Origin of the sequence: Pseudomonas cichorii (assembly GCF_019719005.1) — a bacterium.
GTDB lineage: Bacteria > Pseudomonadota > Gammaproteobacteria > Pseudomonadales > Pseudomonadaceae > Aquipseudomonas > Aquipseudomonas cichorii_E.
This window is the reverse complement of record NZ_JAIGPJ010000011.1, coordinates 81,556-97,935: the sequence shown is the minus strand read 5'-3', so window position 1 is coordinate 97,935 and position 16,380 is coordinate 81,556. Positions and strand designations below refer to the sequence as shown.

Annotated in this window: 11 protein-coding genes; all 11 read right to left on the bottom strand. The window is 56.3% G+C overall.

Going from position 1 to position 16,380, the window contains the following annotated elements; translation table 11 throughout:
- Window positions 1–164 precede the first annotated feature (164 nt).
- Entirely contained in the window at window positions 165–1,571 is a 1,407-nt protein-coding gene (locus K5D32_RS11050; protein ID WP_221600251.1) for a sigma-54 dependent transcriptional regulator, read from the bottom strand.
- Complete coding sequence (locus tag K5D32_RS11045; protein ID WP_260407352.1) at window positions 1,571–2,767, bottom strand: ATP-binding protein; 1,197 nt, start codon at window positions 2,765–2,767, stop codon at window positions 1,571–1,573. Before K5D32_RS11045 ends, K5D32_RS11050 begins: the two co-directional genes overlap by 1 nt.
- A 140-nt stretch (window positions 2,768–2,907) precedes the next feature.
- Entirely contained in the window at window positions 2,908–4,383 is a 1,476-nt protein-coding gene (fleQ, locus tag K5D32_RS11040; protein WP_221600250.1) for a transcriptional regulator FleQ, read from the bottom strand.
- A gap of 177 nt (window positions 4,384–4,560) precedes the next feature.
- Window positions 4,561–4,857: a flagellar protein FliT gene (fliT, locus tag K5D32_RS11035; RefSeq protein ID WP_025260901.1), complete on the bottom strand. Its 297-nt coding sequence runs from the start codon at window positions 4,855–4,857 to the stop codon at window positions 4,561–4,563.
- A 26-nt stretch (window positions 4,858–4,883) separates the two neighbouring features.
- On the bottom strand, window positions 4,884–5,270 hold the full coding sequence (gene fliS, locus K5D32_RS11030; protein ID WP_221594175.1) for a flagellar export chaperone FliS: 387 nt from the start codon (window positions 5,268–5,270) through the stop codon (window positions 4,884–4,886).
- Between the two features lie 117 nt (window positions 5,271–5,387).
- Entirely contained in the window at window positions 5,388–6,842 is a 1,455-nt protein-coding gene (gene fliD, locus K5D32_RS11025) for a flagellar filament capping protein FliD (RefSeq protein WP_221600293.1), read from the bottom strand.
- Between the two features lie 79 nt (window positions 6,843–6,921).
- Window positions 6,922–7,302 (bottom strand): flagellar protein FlaG, encoded by a 381-nt coding sequence (locus K5D32_RS11020; protein WP_221575691.1) that lies wholly within the window; start codon window positions 7,300–7,302, stop codon window positions 6,922–6,924.
- A gap of 71 nt (window positions 7,303–7,373) precedes the next feature.
- Window positions 7,374–8,222, bottom strand: a complete 849-nt coding sequence (locus K5D32_RS11015; protein WP_221594174.1) for a flagellin domain-containing protein — start codon at window positions 8,220–8,222, stop codon at window positions 7,374–7,376.
- Between the two features lie 332 nt (window positions 8,223–8,554).
- Window positions 8,555–9,481: a ketoacyl-ACP synthase III gene (locus K5D32_RS11010; RefSeq protein ID WP_221594173.1), complete on the bottom strand. Its 927-nt coding sequence runs from the start codon at window positions 9,479–9,481 to the stop codon at window positions 8,555–8,557.
- Between the two features lie 263 nt (window positions 9,482–9,744).
- On the bottom strand, window positions 9,745–12,645 hold the full coding sequence (locus K5D32_RS11005; protein WP_221600248.1) for a glycosyltransferase: 2,901 nt from the start codon (window positions 12,643–12,645) through the stop codon (window positions 9,745–9,747).
- A 128-nt stretch (window positions 12,646–12,773) separates the two neighbouring features.
- Window positions 12,774–16,352, bottom strand: coding sequence for a glycosyltransferase (locus K5D32_RS11000; protein WP_221594171.1), 3,579 nt, complete (start codon window positions 16,350–16,352; stop codon window positions 12,774–12,776).
- Window positions 16,353–16,380 lie beyond the last annotated feature (28 nt).

Genomic DNA, 16,380 nt, shown 5'->3' with positions numbered 1-16,380 from the left:
CCAAATAGATAACGACACCCGCCTCACTTTGCTCTCACCCGCGCCCCAGACCTTCTGGGCGAACCCCTTGCCTCGCACAATGACATCAATATGCCATTGAATTACAACATTCATACGACAAAGCCATAAGAACAGATCACGCCTTCCCGACCCGCCGGAAAAGCTCAGGTCGCGAACAGGTAACCCTCGACATCCATGCCCGCATCACGCATCTGTGCCAGTTTGTAGCGCAGCGTCCTGGGACTGATGCCCAGTCGCTCGGCAGCTTCCTTGCGACGCCCACGTTCAGTACGCAGGGTATCGATGATCACTTGAAACTCACGACGCCGCAGGTCATCCCCCAAGGCACCGGCCGACTCGGCAGCAGCAGCGGCTGGCACATTGTCCACCGCCACCACAGGCGCCAACGGCACCGAAGCCACAGAGGGCGAGGCCCCGGTAACAGGTCCCGCCAGGCAGAAGTCTTCGGCCTCGATCACGCCGCCCTGCTGCAATATCAAGGCCCGCTGTACGGCATTGTCCAGCTCGCGCACATTGCCCGGCCAGGAATATGCCACCAGACACGCCTGCGCCTGAGCAGACAATCGCACAGGCCCATGCTTCATTTTATTGACGTGCTTGGCCAACAGACGCTCGGCAAGCGGCAGAATATCGGCGGTCCTTTGACGCAACGCTTGCCACGCCAGCGGAAATACCGATAACCGATAAAACAGATCCTCACGAAACCGCCCCGCCGCCACTTCACCCGCCAGATCACGGTTGGTAGTCGCCAGGACCCGGATATCCAGGTTGATCGGCTTACGAGCTCCCACCCGCTCAACCTCACGCTCCTGGAGCACTCGCAGAAGCTTGGCCTGCAAACCCATGGGCATTTCGGAGATTTCGTCGAGCAGGATAGTGCCGCCATCAGCCTGCTCGAACTTGCCTGCCTGCGCCGCAATGGCACCGGTAAACGAACCCTTCTCGTGACCGAACAGCATCGCTTCCAGCATATTGTCCGGAATCGCCGCGCAGTTGATCGCTATAAAAGGCTTATCGGCACGTGGCGAGTTTTGATGAATGAATCGCGCCAATACCTCCTTGCCCGTTCCGGACTCACCGGAAATCAGTACGGTGGAATCGCTCTTCGCCACCCGGCTGGCCAGGTTCAGCAACTGAATGCTGGCGGGCTCCACAGCAATCGGCCCATCGTTTTCAACAGGCCCAAGACGCCCCAGCGCATGCCGGGCAACCAACGCCAGCAAGGCCTTGGGCTCAAAAGGCTTGACCAGATAATCCGCCGCGCCCTGACGCATGGCATCCACGGCTCGCTCGACGGCACCATGGGCCGTCATCAGCAGAACCGGCAATTGCGGATGGCGACTGCGCAACAGCGCCAGCAATTGATGGCCATCCATGCCCGGCATGTTTACGTCACTGATGACCAGGCTGAAGGACTCCTGATCCACCGCAAGCAAGGCATCTTCAGCCGACCCGACGGCACGATAATCGTAACCGGCCAGCTCAAGAGTCTCACCCAGCGCCTCGCGCAACGAACGGTCGTCCTCGACCAACAGCACTTTGATCGACATCAGTGGCTACTCACTAAAGCGGAAACTGGAATCAACGGCAAAGTGACGATTGCACACGTCCCGCGATTGACAGTCGAGCGGTACTGCACGCCACCCTGATGAGCACGGGTCACCGCCGTGACCACCGCCAGACCAAGGCCGGTGCCGGTGGTCTTGGTGGTGAAAAAAGGCTCGCCGATACGCGCCAGCGCCGCCTTGTCCATACCACTGCCGTTATCACTGAAGCACAGGCGCAGCGTATTGCCACGACTGTAGGCATGAATTTTCAGACGGGTTTTTCCGACACTGGCCTGCACCGCGTTTTCCACCAGATTGAGCAACGCCCCTACCAGCGTGTCGCGGTTGCACAGCAGCTCGCCATCGATCGAATCGCACTGCCAGCGAACCGCCACATCCTGCACATGAGTCTGGGCTGCCGACTGCAAGGCCCGGAACAAATCCCCCGGCGTCAGTCGGTCGGTCAACGGCAATTCGCCGCGGGCAAAGACCAGCATGTCGCGCACCTGATGCTCAAGCTCATGCAGGCGCTCCTTGAGGCGCGCCGCAAAACGCTGCTGGGTTTCCACCGGCAATTCCTGCTCGGTCAGATGACTGGCGTAGATCATGGCAGCCGATAAGGGCGTGCGAATCTGATGCGCCAGAGAAGCGACCATGCGCCCCAGGGAAGACAAACGCTCATGGCGAGCCAGTTGCTCCTGGAGGCGACGGGTTTCGGTCAGGTCATTGAGCAGCACCAGTTGCCCAGGCTCCGCATCCAGCGAGCGAGTGGCAATGGACAGCCGGCGTCCGTCGCGCAGGGACACTTCATGCCCGTCATCCTCGCGAGGAGCGAAGCAGCGACTGATGACATGGCGCCACAACATGCCCAGCAATGGTTGCCCCAACAACTCGATGGCGGTCGGGTTGGCCTCGCGGACCACGCCCATGCCATCGATGACAATCACGCCACCGGGCAGCAGATCCACAAGGTTCTGCAGACGATTGGCCAGACGCTCCTTCTCTGCCAGCTCCTGCATGCGCTGGGCACCCGCCTCCGCCAGCTCGCCTTTCAACTCGGCGACGCGAGTCTCCAGCATGCCGTAGGAATCAGCCAACTGAGACGACATCTGGTTAAACAACGAGAAGGCCTGCTCAAGCCCCTGGCGACTTTCCAGTTCCAGGGAGGGTTTAGCTTGGCTGGGCAAGTCAGGGGACATGTGGGCGGCCTTGGACATAAATCATCTCTCGCGTGGCGAACCGTCATTAAACGGTATGTTGAGAGTGACTTAGCAATCCTCGTGCCGAAAAAAAACCTCTGAAAATTCAGAGGTTTGATTTTTCGCACAGGGAACAGGCGTCAATCATCCGCCTGATCGTCACCTTCCCGGCGACTCATGCCGTACTTGCGCATCTTTTCTACAAGCGTTGTACGACGGATCCGCAGACGCTCCGCAGCACGCGCCACAATACCGTTTGCGTCATCCAGCGCCTGCTGAATCAAGCCCTGCTCCAGACCACCCAGGTAATCCTTGAGGTCCAGACCTTCCGGGGGAAGTACAGCACCGGAAGCGAAGTTTGGCGTGTGGGCATTGATAGCCACGCGCTCTTCCAGATCGCTGCGCAGACTGTCGACCATCTGCTCGTCTTCATCATCGACGTAGCGGAATTTCTTCGGCAACTCTGCCACGCCGATCACGCCATAGGGATGCATGATCGCCATGCGCTCCACCAGGTTGGCAAGCTCACGGACGTTACCCGGCCATGCATGACGGCACAGCGACATGATGGCAGCCGAATTGAAACGGATCGAACCGCGCTTTTCGTGCTCCATGCGCGAGATAAGCTCGTTCATCAGCAACGGAATATCTTCGACGCGCTCACGCAACGGAGCCATCTCGATCGGGAAAACGTTCAGACGGTAATAGAGGTCTTCACGGAAACTGCCGATCTCGATCATGTTCTCGAGATTCTTGTGGGTCGCGGCAATGATGCGCACATCGATGCTTTGAGTCTTGTTGCTGCCGACCCGCTCGAAGGTACGCTCCTGCAGAACGCGCAGCAGCTTGACCTGCATCGGCAACGGCATGTCACCGATTTCATCCAGAAACAGAGTACCGCCATTGGCCAGCTCGAAGCGGCCGGCACGGCTGGTGATAGCACCGGTAAAGGCACCCTTCTCGTGACCGAACAATTCGCTTTCGAGCAATTCGGCCGGAATCGCACCGCAGTTGACCGGAACAAAAGGCGCATCACGGCGCTTGGAGTGGTAGTGCAGGTTGCGAGCGACCACCTCCTTGCCCGTACCCGACTCACCCAGAATCAGTACGCTGGCATCGGTATCGGCCACTTGCTGCATCATCTGACGCACGTGCTGAATGGCACGGCTGGTGCCGACCAGACTGCGGAACAGATTGGGTTCGCGATGCCGACCACGCTCACGGGCCTGATCGTACATTTCACGATAGACCTGGGCACGATGTAGCGCATCCAGCAATTTGCTGTAGCTGGGAGGCATTTCGAGAGTGGAAAGCACACGACGGCGCAGATCTTCGGGAAGGTCGACGGCAGAATTTTCGCCCATCAACAGAACCGGAAGGAACTCATCCCATGCAGCGACTGTCTTAAGGAGTCCTTGCAGGCTGCCCGGGGCATTGACGCTCCCCACAAGCACGCAAAGAACTTCGCGCGTAGAGGCCAATGAGCCGACAACCTTCTGCCAGTCCTGACTGGAGCAGGATAAATTTTCTTCGCCCAGAAAATTCAGGATAACCGCCAGATCCCGGCGGCGCTGGCTATCGTCATCGATTAGCAGAATCTTGATTTCACGCCACATGCAATAGCAACTTCCCTAGTCAACTCAATGCCCGAGATCGTGGGCAGCTTGGCATCTCAGCCGTTATATCCGATGAGACGCCAGAAAATAGTGAACATCACTAGTTAAGTCAAAAAAACATATACAGTCAAATTTATGGCGAAACTATTGTCGAACAATCAAACCGACAAATAATAGCTAGCCAAATAGATGGTATACCTTCGCGGCGTTTTTGGCATTGCGGATTTGTGTCATTTCGTCGGCGATTGCCTGACGCTCATCTGTAGCAACGTCAATCAATTGTCGATATACGCCCAGCAGTTCTTCCAGATTGCTGCGCAGCCCCGGCTCATCGGCAGGCGCTTCGCTGACAACAGCCTCAACACACTCACGGCACGCCAGATCAAGTTTGACGATTGCATCCCAGTCACGCTCGGCCAGGGCCCCGACCAACGCTTCACGGGTTTCTTCGATACGCTTGAGCGCAGCACTCATGGTGGTTTCTCCAGAAGACAGCGAACTTATTGTTGTACGGCGCCGATTGCGTCCCAGCCTTCCTTGACTGTAATCAACAGGCCGGCGACTTCATCGAGCATCTTTTCATCATTCTTGGCATTGGCTTCGGCCAGACGCTTCATCATGTAGTGATAGAGGCTGTCCTGACGGACCAGTGTCGGGTCGCTTTCCAGATCCAGACCTTCACGCAACCCACCCACAATGCCGATGGCCTTGCCGATGAATACGCATTTATTGGGAATATCCTTGCGCACCATGGCACCCTTGGCCTGGGCGATGCGATCAAGGCCACCCTCCATCAACATCTGAACCAGACGGTGAGGGCTGGCTTCAGAGGTCTGTGCCTGGGAGCCAATCTTCTGATACTGACGCAGTGCTAACATCGGATTCATAGGGGGCCTCGTAGCAGATCCGGATTACGTATACCCAAGCTATCGACGTACGGTCAAAAAACTTTAGCTCAAAAGCAAAAACCCGACACAGGGTCGGGTTCTTGGCATCTTCTTTATTTACGAGGCGTTTTTCTGTGCATTCATCGCTTCGAAAATCGAGGTGATACTGGTGGCCGTTGCCTTGAGCTTACCCACTGCCAGATCCATCGCGTTGTACTTGGTGGTCAGGGTGTTAGTCAGCGTTTCAATACGACGATCAAGCGCTTCCTGCTCGGCACTGAGCCGAGTCTGAACCTGAGTCAGCATGGTCTTCTTGGTAGCAAGAATCCCACCGGACTTCGTATAGGGTTCGAGGGACTTTTCCATACGCTCGATCAAGCCACCACTACCGGTAAACAACTGCTGAATCTCACCCCCAAACTTCTTGTCATTCAGGGCAGTAGTAAAGACAGTGGTATTCAACGCAAGCGTCCCGTCTTTTTGCTGAGTCGTGATACCCAACTGAGCCAGAGAACCCAGACCGCTGCTGGAGGTTGCCGTAGCAATCTGGTTACGAACCACCGCGAGCAAGGCACGAGGCGTCGAATCACCGGTCATGGCAGCTGCCGTGAAGCTTTTTCCGTCTGCAGATACAGTCCCTTTGGTCAGCGTCGTTACAAGCTTGGCCAAGGTGTTGTAGGAGTCGACAAAGGTCTGCAGCGAGGTTTTCAAACCCTCGGTGTTGGTTGCCACTGTGATCGCCGTGTCCGCGGTGTTACTGGCACTCTTGGCCACCAGCTCGAACGTCAGACCGGATACAGCATTGCTGACTGTATTGGTCGCACTGGTGATCTTCAGCCCGTCAATGGTGAACTCGGCATCCTTGGCAAAGTCCGAAATCGCACCGGCACCCGGAATAGGATTGCCATTGGCATCGTTCGAGGTGCTGGTGGTGCTCATCAGCTTGGTGCCATCAACACTCAGCATGCTGAGGTCTGTACCACCATCCACTGAAATATCACTGCCCTTGCCGGTAGTCGTCGAGCTGTACACCAACCGCGAGCCGTTGCTGTCGGTAATGATGTTCGCCGTAATACCCTTACCCTGGAGCGAGGAGTTGATCGTGTCACGCACCTGCTGCAGCGTAGAAGTCGCGGTAATCTTGACTTCGTGGATAGTGCCATTTTGAGTGATTTTCAGGGTACCACTCGGAATAGCACTGGTTTGAGACGCACTGAGTGCAGCCGTCGCAACCTTGGAGCTGGTCGCCAACTGGCTCACGTTAAGAGAATAAGTACCACTGACCGCCGCATTACCCGCAGTTGCCTTGACCACAGACTCATTGGCTGAAGTGGCGGCAAAACCCTGAAAGGCAGGTGTTGTAGTGCTCTTGAGAGCAGTCATAGCCGTCTGAAAGGCACTCAATGCAGCCGTGAGCTGATCGACACCGTCTGACGCACCCTTGGTAACACTTGTCTGCTTGGTGATCTGGTTTTGTTTGGCAGCTTTTTCGGTATCGATGATAACGCCAACGATTGCCTTGATATCCAGGCCAGAATTGAGACCTGTACTCGCTGTAATTGTAGCCATGATGCTTACTCCTCAAGAATGTCGCCGACCTTTTGACCCTTTCAAGGAATCGGAAAATCCGCAACAAGTTTCGTGCCAGTAGTCAGGCCTTGACGTGAAACAACAAGCTGTGTGCGTCACTCAAGCTATCGGCCAGTTTCAGGATTTCCGCATTGGGAATCTGTCGGACCACCTCACCGGAGTCACTTGCAATCACTTTGACAATGACTTTTCCAGAATCTTCGTCAATCGAAAATTCGAGGTTACGCTTGACCGACTGAAAGAACTTCTGAATGTCTTCCGCCGCAGCCTTCACCTTCTCCTCGTCCTGTGAGTCGTCCTTTTGCAAGTCGGAACCCTTACTTTCTGACGTCGGCGCAACTCGCTCGACGGAAGGCTTATCAACTGGCTTATCCGTTGCCACAACTGGGCTTGCCGATTGAGCGGGTGGATAAGACAGGTTCAGCTTTACACTCATATCCATGACCATCACCTCCGAAAGTAAAAAAGCGAGAGAGCACCGTTAAGCACTCCCCCGCCAAAATCATCCCGATATTACTGAAGCAGTTTCAGTACAGCGGAAGGCAGCTGGTTAGCCTGAGCCAGAACAGAGGTGGAAGCCTGTTGCAGGGTCTGTTGCTTGGTCAGCTGTGCAGTTTCAGCAGCGAAGTCGGTATCTTGTACACGACCCAGTGCAGCACTGGCGTTTTCGTTGATGTTCTGCAGGTTGGAGATGGTGCTGGTCAGACGGTTTTGTGCAGCACCGAGGTCAGCACGAGTGGCGTTGATGGTCGACAGAGCGGAGTCGATAGCGTCCATTGCAGCAGAGAATTTGGTCTCTGCATCGGCGCTGTCGGAACCGGCGATGCTGATAGCCGAACCAACACCCAGGGTGTTAGCGTCGAAGCTGGCGCTCAGAGTCAGGGTGATCTGGTTCGAAGCACCAGTGTTGGAGCCGACCTGGAAAGTCATGGTGCTGGCAGTACCGTCGATCAGGTTCTTGCCGTTCAGGTTGGTGCTGTTTGCGATACGAGTCAGTTCTTCACTCATCGCGGTGAATTCTTTGTTCAGAGCGTCACGGTCAGTAGCGCTGTTGCTGTCGTTTCGCGACTGGACAGCCAGTTCACGCATACGCTGCAGAATGTTGGTGGACTCTTGCAGAGCACCTTCAGCGGTCTGAGCCAGGGACATACCGTCGTAGGCGTTCTTGATGGCCATGGTCTGGCCTTTGATCTGCGAGTTGATACGGGTGGAGATTTGCAGACCGGCAGCGTCGTCTTTGGCGCTGTTGATTTTCAGACCGGAAGACAGACGAGTCATCGAAGTCGACAGTGCGTCAGAGGCGCGGCCCAGGTTCTTCTGAACGTTCAAGGATGCAACGTTGGTGTTTACTGTTAAAGCCATGATGAATTCCTCGTTGGTTGGGTACTACGTGGCTTCCGGCCCCTGCAAGCGCCGGGTGTGCCTAGAGAACCTTCGTAATAGTTATCGTCGCGGTGGCAGGTTGCTTGAGTGTTTTTTTGAAAATTTTTGCCAGCAATCTGCCAGCCCTTATAAAACAAGGGCTTGAAGCCCTACGCACGAGGAAATAACACCGATAAAAGACCTTGCATGAAGAAACCTGCAAGGTTGAAAAAAGCAGATTTTCAAAACTGCTGCTATTACGCACTCGCTCTTTTTCATGAAAAAAGCGCTTGAGGGATGCCCCGCAAGCGCTTTTTGTGAACAGGCCGGAGTCAGGCTCTATAGATGATCGCCGATCCCCAGGACAGCCCGACACCAAAACCGCTCAGTGCAACGCGCTTCCAGGAAGAATCAAGCACGTGCTTTTCGATCAGCAGCGGAATGCTCGAAGACACGGTATTGCCGGTTTCGACCATGTCTTTGACAAACTTCTCTGGCTTGTCCTCGAACCGACGCGCCACGGCATCAACGATGGCCGCACTGCCCTGGTGGATACAGAAGGCATCGATATCGTCAGGCTTCAGGCCCGAATCACCCAGCAACTCATGCAAATGCGCAGGCACCTTGAGCAAGGCAAAATTGAAGACCTGACGGCCATTCATGAAAAACACGCCATTGCTGACCTTCAGGTGCGGTGCGCCGGAACCGTCAGTGCCGAATTTCGCCTTGCCCAACTGCCAGGGAGCATCTTCGCCCATCCAGGTCGCAGTGGCCGCATCGCCAAACAGCATGGTGGTGTTGCGATCTTCAGGGTCGACGATCTTCGAGTAAGGGTCGGCGGTCACCAGCAGGCCGTTCTTGAGCCCTGTCGCCTCCATGAAGCCCTTGATCGCATAGATGCCATAGACATAGCCGGAGCAACCCAAGGAGATATCGAATGCAGCGACATTGGTCGACAGGCCCAGCTTGTCCTGAACGATGGCAGCGGTATGGGGCAGCCCTTCTTCATCGCCGTTCTGGGTCACGACGATCAGCACATCGATGCTTTCGCGCTTCAACTGAGGATTGTTGGCCAGCAGTTTATTGACCGCTTCCACGCACAGATCCGACGTTTCCTGAACGTCATCCTTGCGAGGGAGAAAGGTGGAGCCGATTTTCCCAAAGATGAACTCTTCATCCTTGCCGAACTTGGCACCTTGAGCGTAGTTATCAACGCCATCTACAGGCACGTAACTCGCTATGCTTTTTATGCCAATCATCATGGCTTCCCGATTAGTAAACAGGTAAATGTTTGTCCCAAGAAAATCAGGGCGCTACCGAATAGGCGATTTGCGGGCATTTTCAGGGGGTAGGACACGCTACGCAAGTCGAACCTCTCTGCAACACGATAATGTGGAGATGCACTTTATGACCCGCAGGTCACTCCGACATGCATGCTTTACGATTTGCGGATCACGAAAAAGCAGAAATCGCGTCGGCGATCCGGCTGCAATACAGCCGGATCGCACTGCGTGAGAAAGGATTAACGCGCAGCCAGCGTGAAGCCCGGGCCATGGAGGTCAAGATTGCGGCTGTAAGCTTCATCATGGGCGAACTGTGCCGACCACTTATCGATCAGCGCCGTACGCGCCTCGTCAGGGGCGTTTACCACGCCGGAATGTACGACCTGAACATGGGGCGTCCAGACCGTCAGATAACCGGCCTGAGCAGCCTTGAGGCACAAGTCGACATCAGACAGGGCTTCGGCAAAATCACCTTCATCCAGCCCGCCTATCGCGTCGAACAACGACTTTTCGATCATCAGGCAAGCCGAGGAAACCGCCGAGTAATTCTGCTCGACCACCAAGCGGTGCATGTAGCCTCTGGATTGCTTCGACTCACCCACAAAGCCTGAACCGACACCGCCATTCAAGCCCAGAATCAGGCCGGCCTGAGTCACGGTGCCTTCGCGATCCACCAGCCTGACGCCGACGATACCGACTTCCGGACGTTGGGCCTGATTGAGCAGCGACTCGATCCAGCCAACGTTGACGATCTGGCTCTGGGCATCGAGCAGAATCAGGTACTCGCCCTTGGCTTCCTGACTGACAAGGTTGTTCAGAACCGTTGGGCTCAAACGCTTGTCAGCGCGGAACACACGAACCCGATTGGACAATTTTTCCTGCTGATCCAGCCAGGTCGACAGTTCGGGCGAGCTGCTGTTGTTATCGGCAATCAGCACTTCAAAACGCTGATAACGGGTGCGTTGCAGAATGCTTTGCAGGCAGCGTTGCAGCTCCGGCAGGTTGTCCTGACTTTGCAGCAGGATAGAGACCATGGGCCGATGGGTATGGCGATAGTCGATCTTGTAGGTGCCAGGCAGTATCGAGCTGACTTCGGCCTGATAACCGCGCTTGCCAAGATGACGGGTCAGCGCCTTCTTCTCGTCCTCGTTCTCTTCAAGCTCGGGCGCATCACAGATCAGGACCGGCTCACTCAAGTGCGCCAGCCCGCTCATGCCACCCTGCTCGATCAGGCGCAGCAGCAGGTCAAACTCCAGCGCTTTCGGGAAATCACGGGAATAACCACCCGCCTCCACCAGCAAATCACGACGAATCAACCAGTGACGCGCCATCAGCGCAGGCACGCTCTGCAGCAGATCCAGGTTGAAGCCTGGACGGAACAGCGGCGCCAGCGTGCCATTCGGCTGACGATGGATTTCGTCCACCGCCACCGCCCGACACTGCGCGGCATCGATGAGCTCGACGCTGGCCTGGAGCAGGCCGCTTTGGGTGAACTCATCGCCAGCATTGGCCAGCATCAACCAGTCGCTTGAGGACTGCTTGACGATCTGATTGACCTTGTCGACGTAGTTACTCTCGGTGACTTTGACAAAGTGCAGAGTATTTTGCAGCGTGGTGGTCGCTGGCAACTCGCCAGTGGTAAAGACGACAACCTTGAATGCCCGGTAATGACTGTTGATCAGGCTGTCGAAGGTGGCCTGCAACTTGAAGATATCGGCCTCAAGATCGAGCAGCAGAATACTGATCTGCGAACCCGCCGGCTTTTTCTCCAGTTGAGCATTGAGTTTCTTCAACTCGACAGGACCTGGATTACGCGCATCCAGCCACTTGAGCAAACGACCGGACGCCATGCCATCGAGCAGCCTGCCGTTGTCCTTGTCGGACACCGCTTGCAGGCGCTTGCCCCAGGCCACGATTCGCGCAGCCTCTTCCTCATCGTCTGCAGACTTGCTCAGTTCCTGAGCCAGCTTCTGCACCACGCCATGATTGAAGGCATAGGTTCCATAAGCCTGCCAGAGCCGGCTGACCAGAGTTTCAGCATCAGGGTTGGTTTGTGGGCGTAGCAGCTCGTTCTGTTTGAGCAGCGCGGCCTCCAGACCTTCCAACTGATGGCGACCAGCTGGCAGGATATGAATCAGAAATTCTATACGGGCCAGCTCGTCGAAGAAGGGCTGGTTGTAAAACGGCATTTCAACGAACTGTCGAGGCTCGAAACGCGGCTCGGAGTGCTCGAAGGCGACGCTCCAGACCGCACTGACAATCTTTTCCTTGCCTTGAAAGCTCTGAGTGCTCAGGGACTCGCCCATCGCCTCGAACCCGGCCATGATCAGCTTTTCACCCTCTTCACCCGCAACAACAGCCGAGCCCAGAGCGGACACCAGCGTCCGGGCAAACTCTTCACGCCCGGCCCTGGCCTTGGGATCAATATGCGTAAGCGCAGCATTGATTGCAGCATTATGGCTCGACAGCACCTCTTCACTTTCAATGAAGTGCAGCCCATAAGGAACGGGTAAAACACGCAGTTTGGCAGCCGCTGCCAGGTAAGCCATGTAGCCGATTTCCTGCCAGTGCAGGGCGGTATTTTCAGGAACCGCAGCGAACCACTGCCGAGCCAGTCCGGTTCGGGTGACGGCGTTGAGCAGGGAAATACCCTGCCCAAGGAAGCCGACAAGACGCTCACCCGGCTGATCCGATGAATGATCCTCGATGACCTTGCGATCGCGACGCAGATAATCCACCTGACCGACCTGGGCCTGATAGCTCAGGCTATAGCCCTGGCTCGCGCCGTACTGATCATTTCCTTCAAGAAAACGCAATGCATCGGTCAGCGCGTCCGGCAAAAGGAAACTGCTGGCATCCAGGTACGCAACAAAAGGCGTGGCGACACGCTTGATGCCTTCGGCAATCCGGGCACTCAAACCGGCCTGCGCGAGTGCCGCATCGTGCCAGTACTCAAGACCCGGGGTCCTGGCGATTTCGGTATCGGGTGCCCGAGATGTATCCACAACCACCAGAGCGCAGGGATAGTCACTGTAGTACTTCAAGGCTCGGCGCAGAAAGTCCGGCTGATCCTGAGCCAGCAATACCAGTGTCAGACGCTGATTCAACGGCGTAGCTTCATTCCCGAAATTGCTTTGCATAGTCTTTCCCATAACGAACCGATGACTCTCTCAACAGAGGGGACTGCTCGGCCCGCTGCTGAAGCAAGAGCAAAAACATAACATCTCCCGTGCAAGTCCTGCGCTGGAGAGTATTCATTTTGTGTGGATCAATCCGGCAACCAGCCGTTGGCCCAGTACTGCAGGTTATCGCCACGCAGCATGAAATCACGCAATACCGTCTCACGCAGTTCATCGCCCATACGATAGCTGGCGTTGGGGTCAGACAAGTGCATGCGAATCGCCTGCAACCACTCATCCGAACTGTTGGTGTGGATGCGCGTGGCTGGCAAGTGACCGCGATAGGCCTCGGTATCCGAACAGATCACCGGGTAGCCGCAAGCCCCGTACTCCAGCAGACGCAGGTTGCTCTTGCAGTCGTTGAAGATATGGAACTCCAGCGGTGCCAGAGCCAGATCCAGATTCAGGCTCGCCAGCTTGGCCGGGTATGTACTCAGGCTTACAGCCGAATGGAATTCATGGATGTAAGGCCTGAGCAAGTCGGGGCACATGCCGAAGAAGACCCATTCCACTTCATCGGCCAGCTCGCGTATCACATCGACAATCAACTCCAGATCGCCCCGGTGGCTGGTTCCGCCACCCCAGCCAACCCGAGGCTTACCGGAGCTGCGGCGGACACTTCTGAGATCGCTCCACAGATGGGTCGCCAGCATGTTGGGCACCACGCGAATATCACTGTGCATACTGGACAAGGCCTGAGCCAGCGGATGAGTCGACACCACTACCCGGTCACAGAGCCCGACCCCCTTGCGCAACATGGCCGCAATGTTGTCCGGCATATTGCGTCGATGCTCGTTTTTCTCGGGAACATCGGCGATGTAGTCATCCAGCTCGAAAATACGCATCGCACTGGAGTAATTCTTCGCCAGGGCAATATCGGGCACCTTGGCTTCTGTGTAGCGACCCTGAAAGACAATGACATCCGGAGACTGGCGCTCGATTTCGATGACCGAAGGCGACTCATAGCTCATACGCCCGACGACACGCCCTGCCGCTATCAGCTCCAGTAGAGGCTGACTGACCCGATAATGCCCAACGGCCGACGAGTTAACGGCCATGCCCAGAATGGACGGCAGATGGCGAGTGCAGAACGGGTTCCAGCCAAACTGCAATCCGGGCTCCAGATGGAACGAGGAAGCCTCGCCAAGGCTCAGGTTCGGGTTATAAGCCGGATCCCTGGCCATTTTCGGCAACCATTTCAGGTAAAAGGACTTCTGCTCATTCTCAAGTTTCTCGCGAGAAGACTCCGAACGCTGAGCCGCGGCGGGCTCGGCCAGTACCACAGAAGAACATGGCGTTTCGACGATCAGATAACCTTCGCCCCCCACGCGCATGCACAGGTCCAGATCATGCAGCCCCTGGGAGAAAGTAGCTGCATCCATCCCGCCGATGCTGTCAAAAACCTCTTTGCGCACCATTAGGCAGTTACCGCTGACTGCACTCCAGTTTTGCGTCACCTGCAGGCGCTGCATATAACCACCCGCCCCTGCCGGCACGTTGATGAACGGCCTGCCTGCCAGCCCTTCCATACCCAGCACCATACCGGCGTACAGAATGTTGCCCTGAGGGTTAAGGATGCGCGAGCCGACAATACCGACCTCTGAACGCTGGGCATGATTGAGCAATTCATCAAGCCACTCGGCCTGATGAATCAGCGTGTAAGGGCTGAGGGTGACCAGATACTGGCCGCGGGCATGGGAAGCCGCAAAATTCTGTGTGGCCGCTTCGTTACCAGCATCGGGCGAAGCGAAAATCCGCAGCTTCTCGCTGCCCAGCTCACCCATGGCAGCAAACCAGGCACGAGCCTCGGCGCTCTCGCTGGCCTTGTCGACAATCAACACTTCGTAATTCGGATACCGGGTCTTGCTGAGCAGGCTGTCGACACAGCGCTCCAGATCAGCCAATTGATCTCGGGTGCTGATAATGATCGAGACCAACGGGCTGGACGCATGCAGGTACTCGATACGGTTGAGCAGCGGCAATTGGTCATGATGGATGACATGCTCCAGGCCGATACGCTGCAGGTGAGCCGACACCAGCGACTCGCTGCGCTCGATCACTGCCGGCAGTGACAGCCATTGGGCAAACGACAGGCTGGACTCGACCTGGACTTCGGCGATGTGTTCGACGGTTTGCGGGCCGGCACTTTCTACCAGCCGCCAGATCACATCATGGGGTGCCAGCTCGCCATGGGCCGAATCAAATCCGCCCATTGCCAGCAGGTTGCGACGCTCGAACGCCAATGCCCGACCCACATAGGGGTAGCCCCGCATCAGGTCGAGGTTGAAGTCCGGTTTGAACACCGGCTCCTGCGACTCGTCATCAACGATTGCGCCTTCATCACTGTAGACACACAACAGACCGGAAATCTGGGCGACACGCTCGGCCAGGACCAGCAGTGCAGGCTGGGTCAGCCGGTCACCGGCATGCAGCAGATACACCCAGTCGGCATTCTCAAGCAGCGGCAGTACATCGTTCAGTTGCTGCGACCAGTCGGCCTGTAGCGGGAAGCGCAATACCTGCTGATCTTCGAGGCTGGCCGCATTAGTCAGGACCACCACGGACTCGGCAGGGTAATCCTGATCGGCAATGCTCTTGAGGGTCATTTCCAGCGCGTCGGGGTCATTCTGCGCATCGATCACCACCGGCACAATGCGTGGGTTCCAGGCCCAGCGCGCGATACGCTGCTCCAGTAGCTTTTTCTGAGGCTCGCTGAAGAGACGGCATGATAACCATTGGGCATAGAGTTCGGCGTAACTTTCACTGCCACTGCCGACCCGGCTGCGCATGATGCCTTGCCGGCTGGCCATTACGCCATAGATACCAACTTCGTCCCACTCCCTTTGCGACTCCAGCGCCTTGTGCAAGGCCATGAAGCGCACCCAACCCTGGGCAGGAGCCTGCTCGCCGCTACGTGCCTTGAGCATCTCGTTCAGCCAGCCCCACTCCGTGGTTGCAATGTGGTACATGTCTGGCTGGCTGCTGAAGCGGCCTGGATGCAAGCGTTCAAAACTTTCAATACTGTGCAGCGCAATCAGGTTGCCGCGTCGCAACAGACAGTTGAACAACGCGAAGTCGAGCAGCGCAACAAAACCCTGCCCCGCTTGTGCCAATGATGGCAAATACTCCAGCACATCGGCCCTGCGCATCAGGGCGCTACTGAAACCACCCAGCGTATTGCGTGGGGTACGCTCGAAAATCGCCAGCATGTCCTCACCCTTGAACAGGGCATCGTAAGGAACAAGGCCGACGTTTTCCATGCGAACCGGCAGAACATACTCATCGGTATCGACCAGATGACGCCTGCCGACGACCAACTGGACGTCAGGACACATATCCAGCGCCTGAGCCTGGCGTGCGATGCAGTAAGCGTACAGACGATCGTCATCGCACAGAAACTTGATGTACTCGCCCTTCGACTCTTCAAGACACTTGAGCAGATTGCCCTGAAAGCCCAGGCGATAAGGATTGCCTGCGTAGCGTGCAATGCCATTCGATGAGGGCACCAGCTCGTCGAAGATCTCTTTGATTTCACCAGTCTGGCAATCGTCGCAAACGATGACTTCAAGATTGTCGTAGCTCTGATCCAGGGCACTTTGCAGCGCTTCGCGGAAGAACCGTGGATTGAGGGCGGGGATGACAATGCTGACGAGGGGAGTTTGATTCACAGTACGAACTCATGAGCGGCGGGAAACC

What these genes read in the sequence shown, in the direction of transcription:
- K5D32_RS11020 (WP_221575691.1), bottom strand. Translation starts at nt 7,302, where the DNA reads ATGGATATGAGTGTAAAGCTGAACCTGTCTTATCCACCCGCTCAATCG.
- K5D32_RS11010 (WP_221594173.1), bottom strand. Translation starts at nt 9,481, where the DNA reads ATGATTGGCATAAAAAGCATAGCGAGTTACGTGCCTGTAGATGGCGTT.
- fleQ (WP_221600250.1), bottom strand. Translation starts at nt 4,383, where the DNA reads ATGTGGCGTGAAATCAAGATTCTGCTAATCGATGACGATAGCCAGCGC.
- K5D32_RS11045 (WP_260407352.1), bottom strand. Translation starts at nt 2,767, where the DNA reads ATGTCCCCTGACTTGCCCAGCCAAGCTAAACCCTCCCTGGAACTGGAA.
- fliT (WP_025260901.1), bottom strand. Translation starts at nt 4,857, where the DNA reads ATGAGTGCTGCGCTCAAGCGTATCGAAGAAACCCGTGAAGCGTTGGTC.
- fliS (WP_221594175.1), bottom strand. Translation starts at nt 5,270, where the DNA reads ATGAATCCGATGTTAGCACTGCGTCAGTATCAGAAGATTGGCTCCCAG.
- K5D32_RS11050 (WP_221600251.1), bottom strand. Translation starts at nt 1,571, where the DNA reads ATGTCGATCAAAGTGCTGTTGGTCGAGGACGACCGTTCGTTGCGCGAG.
- K5D32_RS11015 (WP_221594174.1), bottom strand. Translation starts at nt 8,222, where the DNA reads ATGGCTTTAACAGTAAACACCAACGTTGCATCCTTGAACGTTCAGAAG.
- K5D32_RS11005 (WP_221600248.1), bottom strand. Translation starts at nt 12,645, where the DNA reads ATGCAAAGCAATTTCGGGAATGAAGCTACGCCGTTGAATCAGCGTCTG.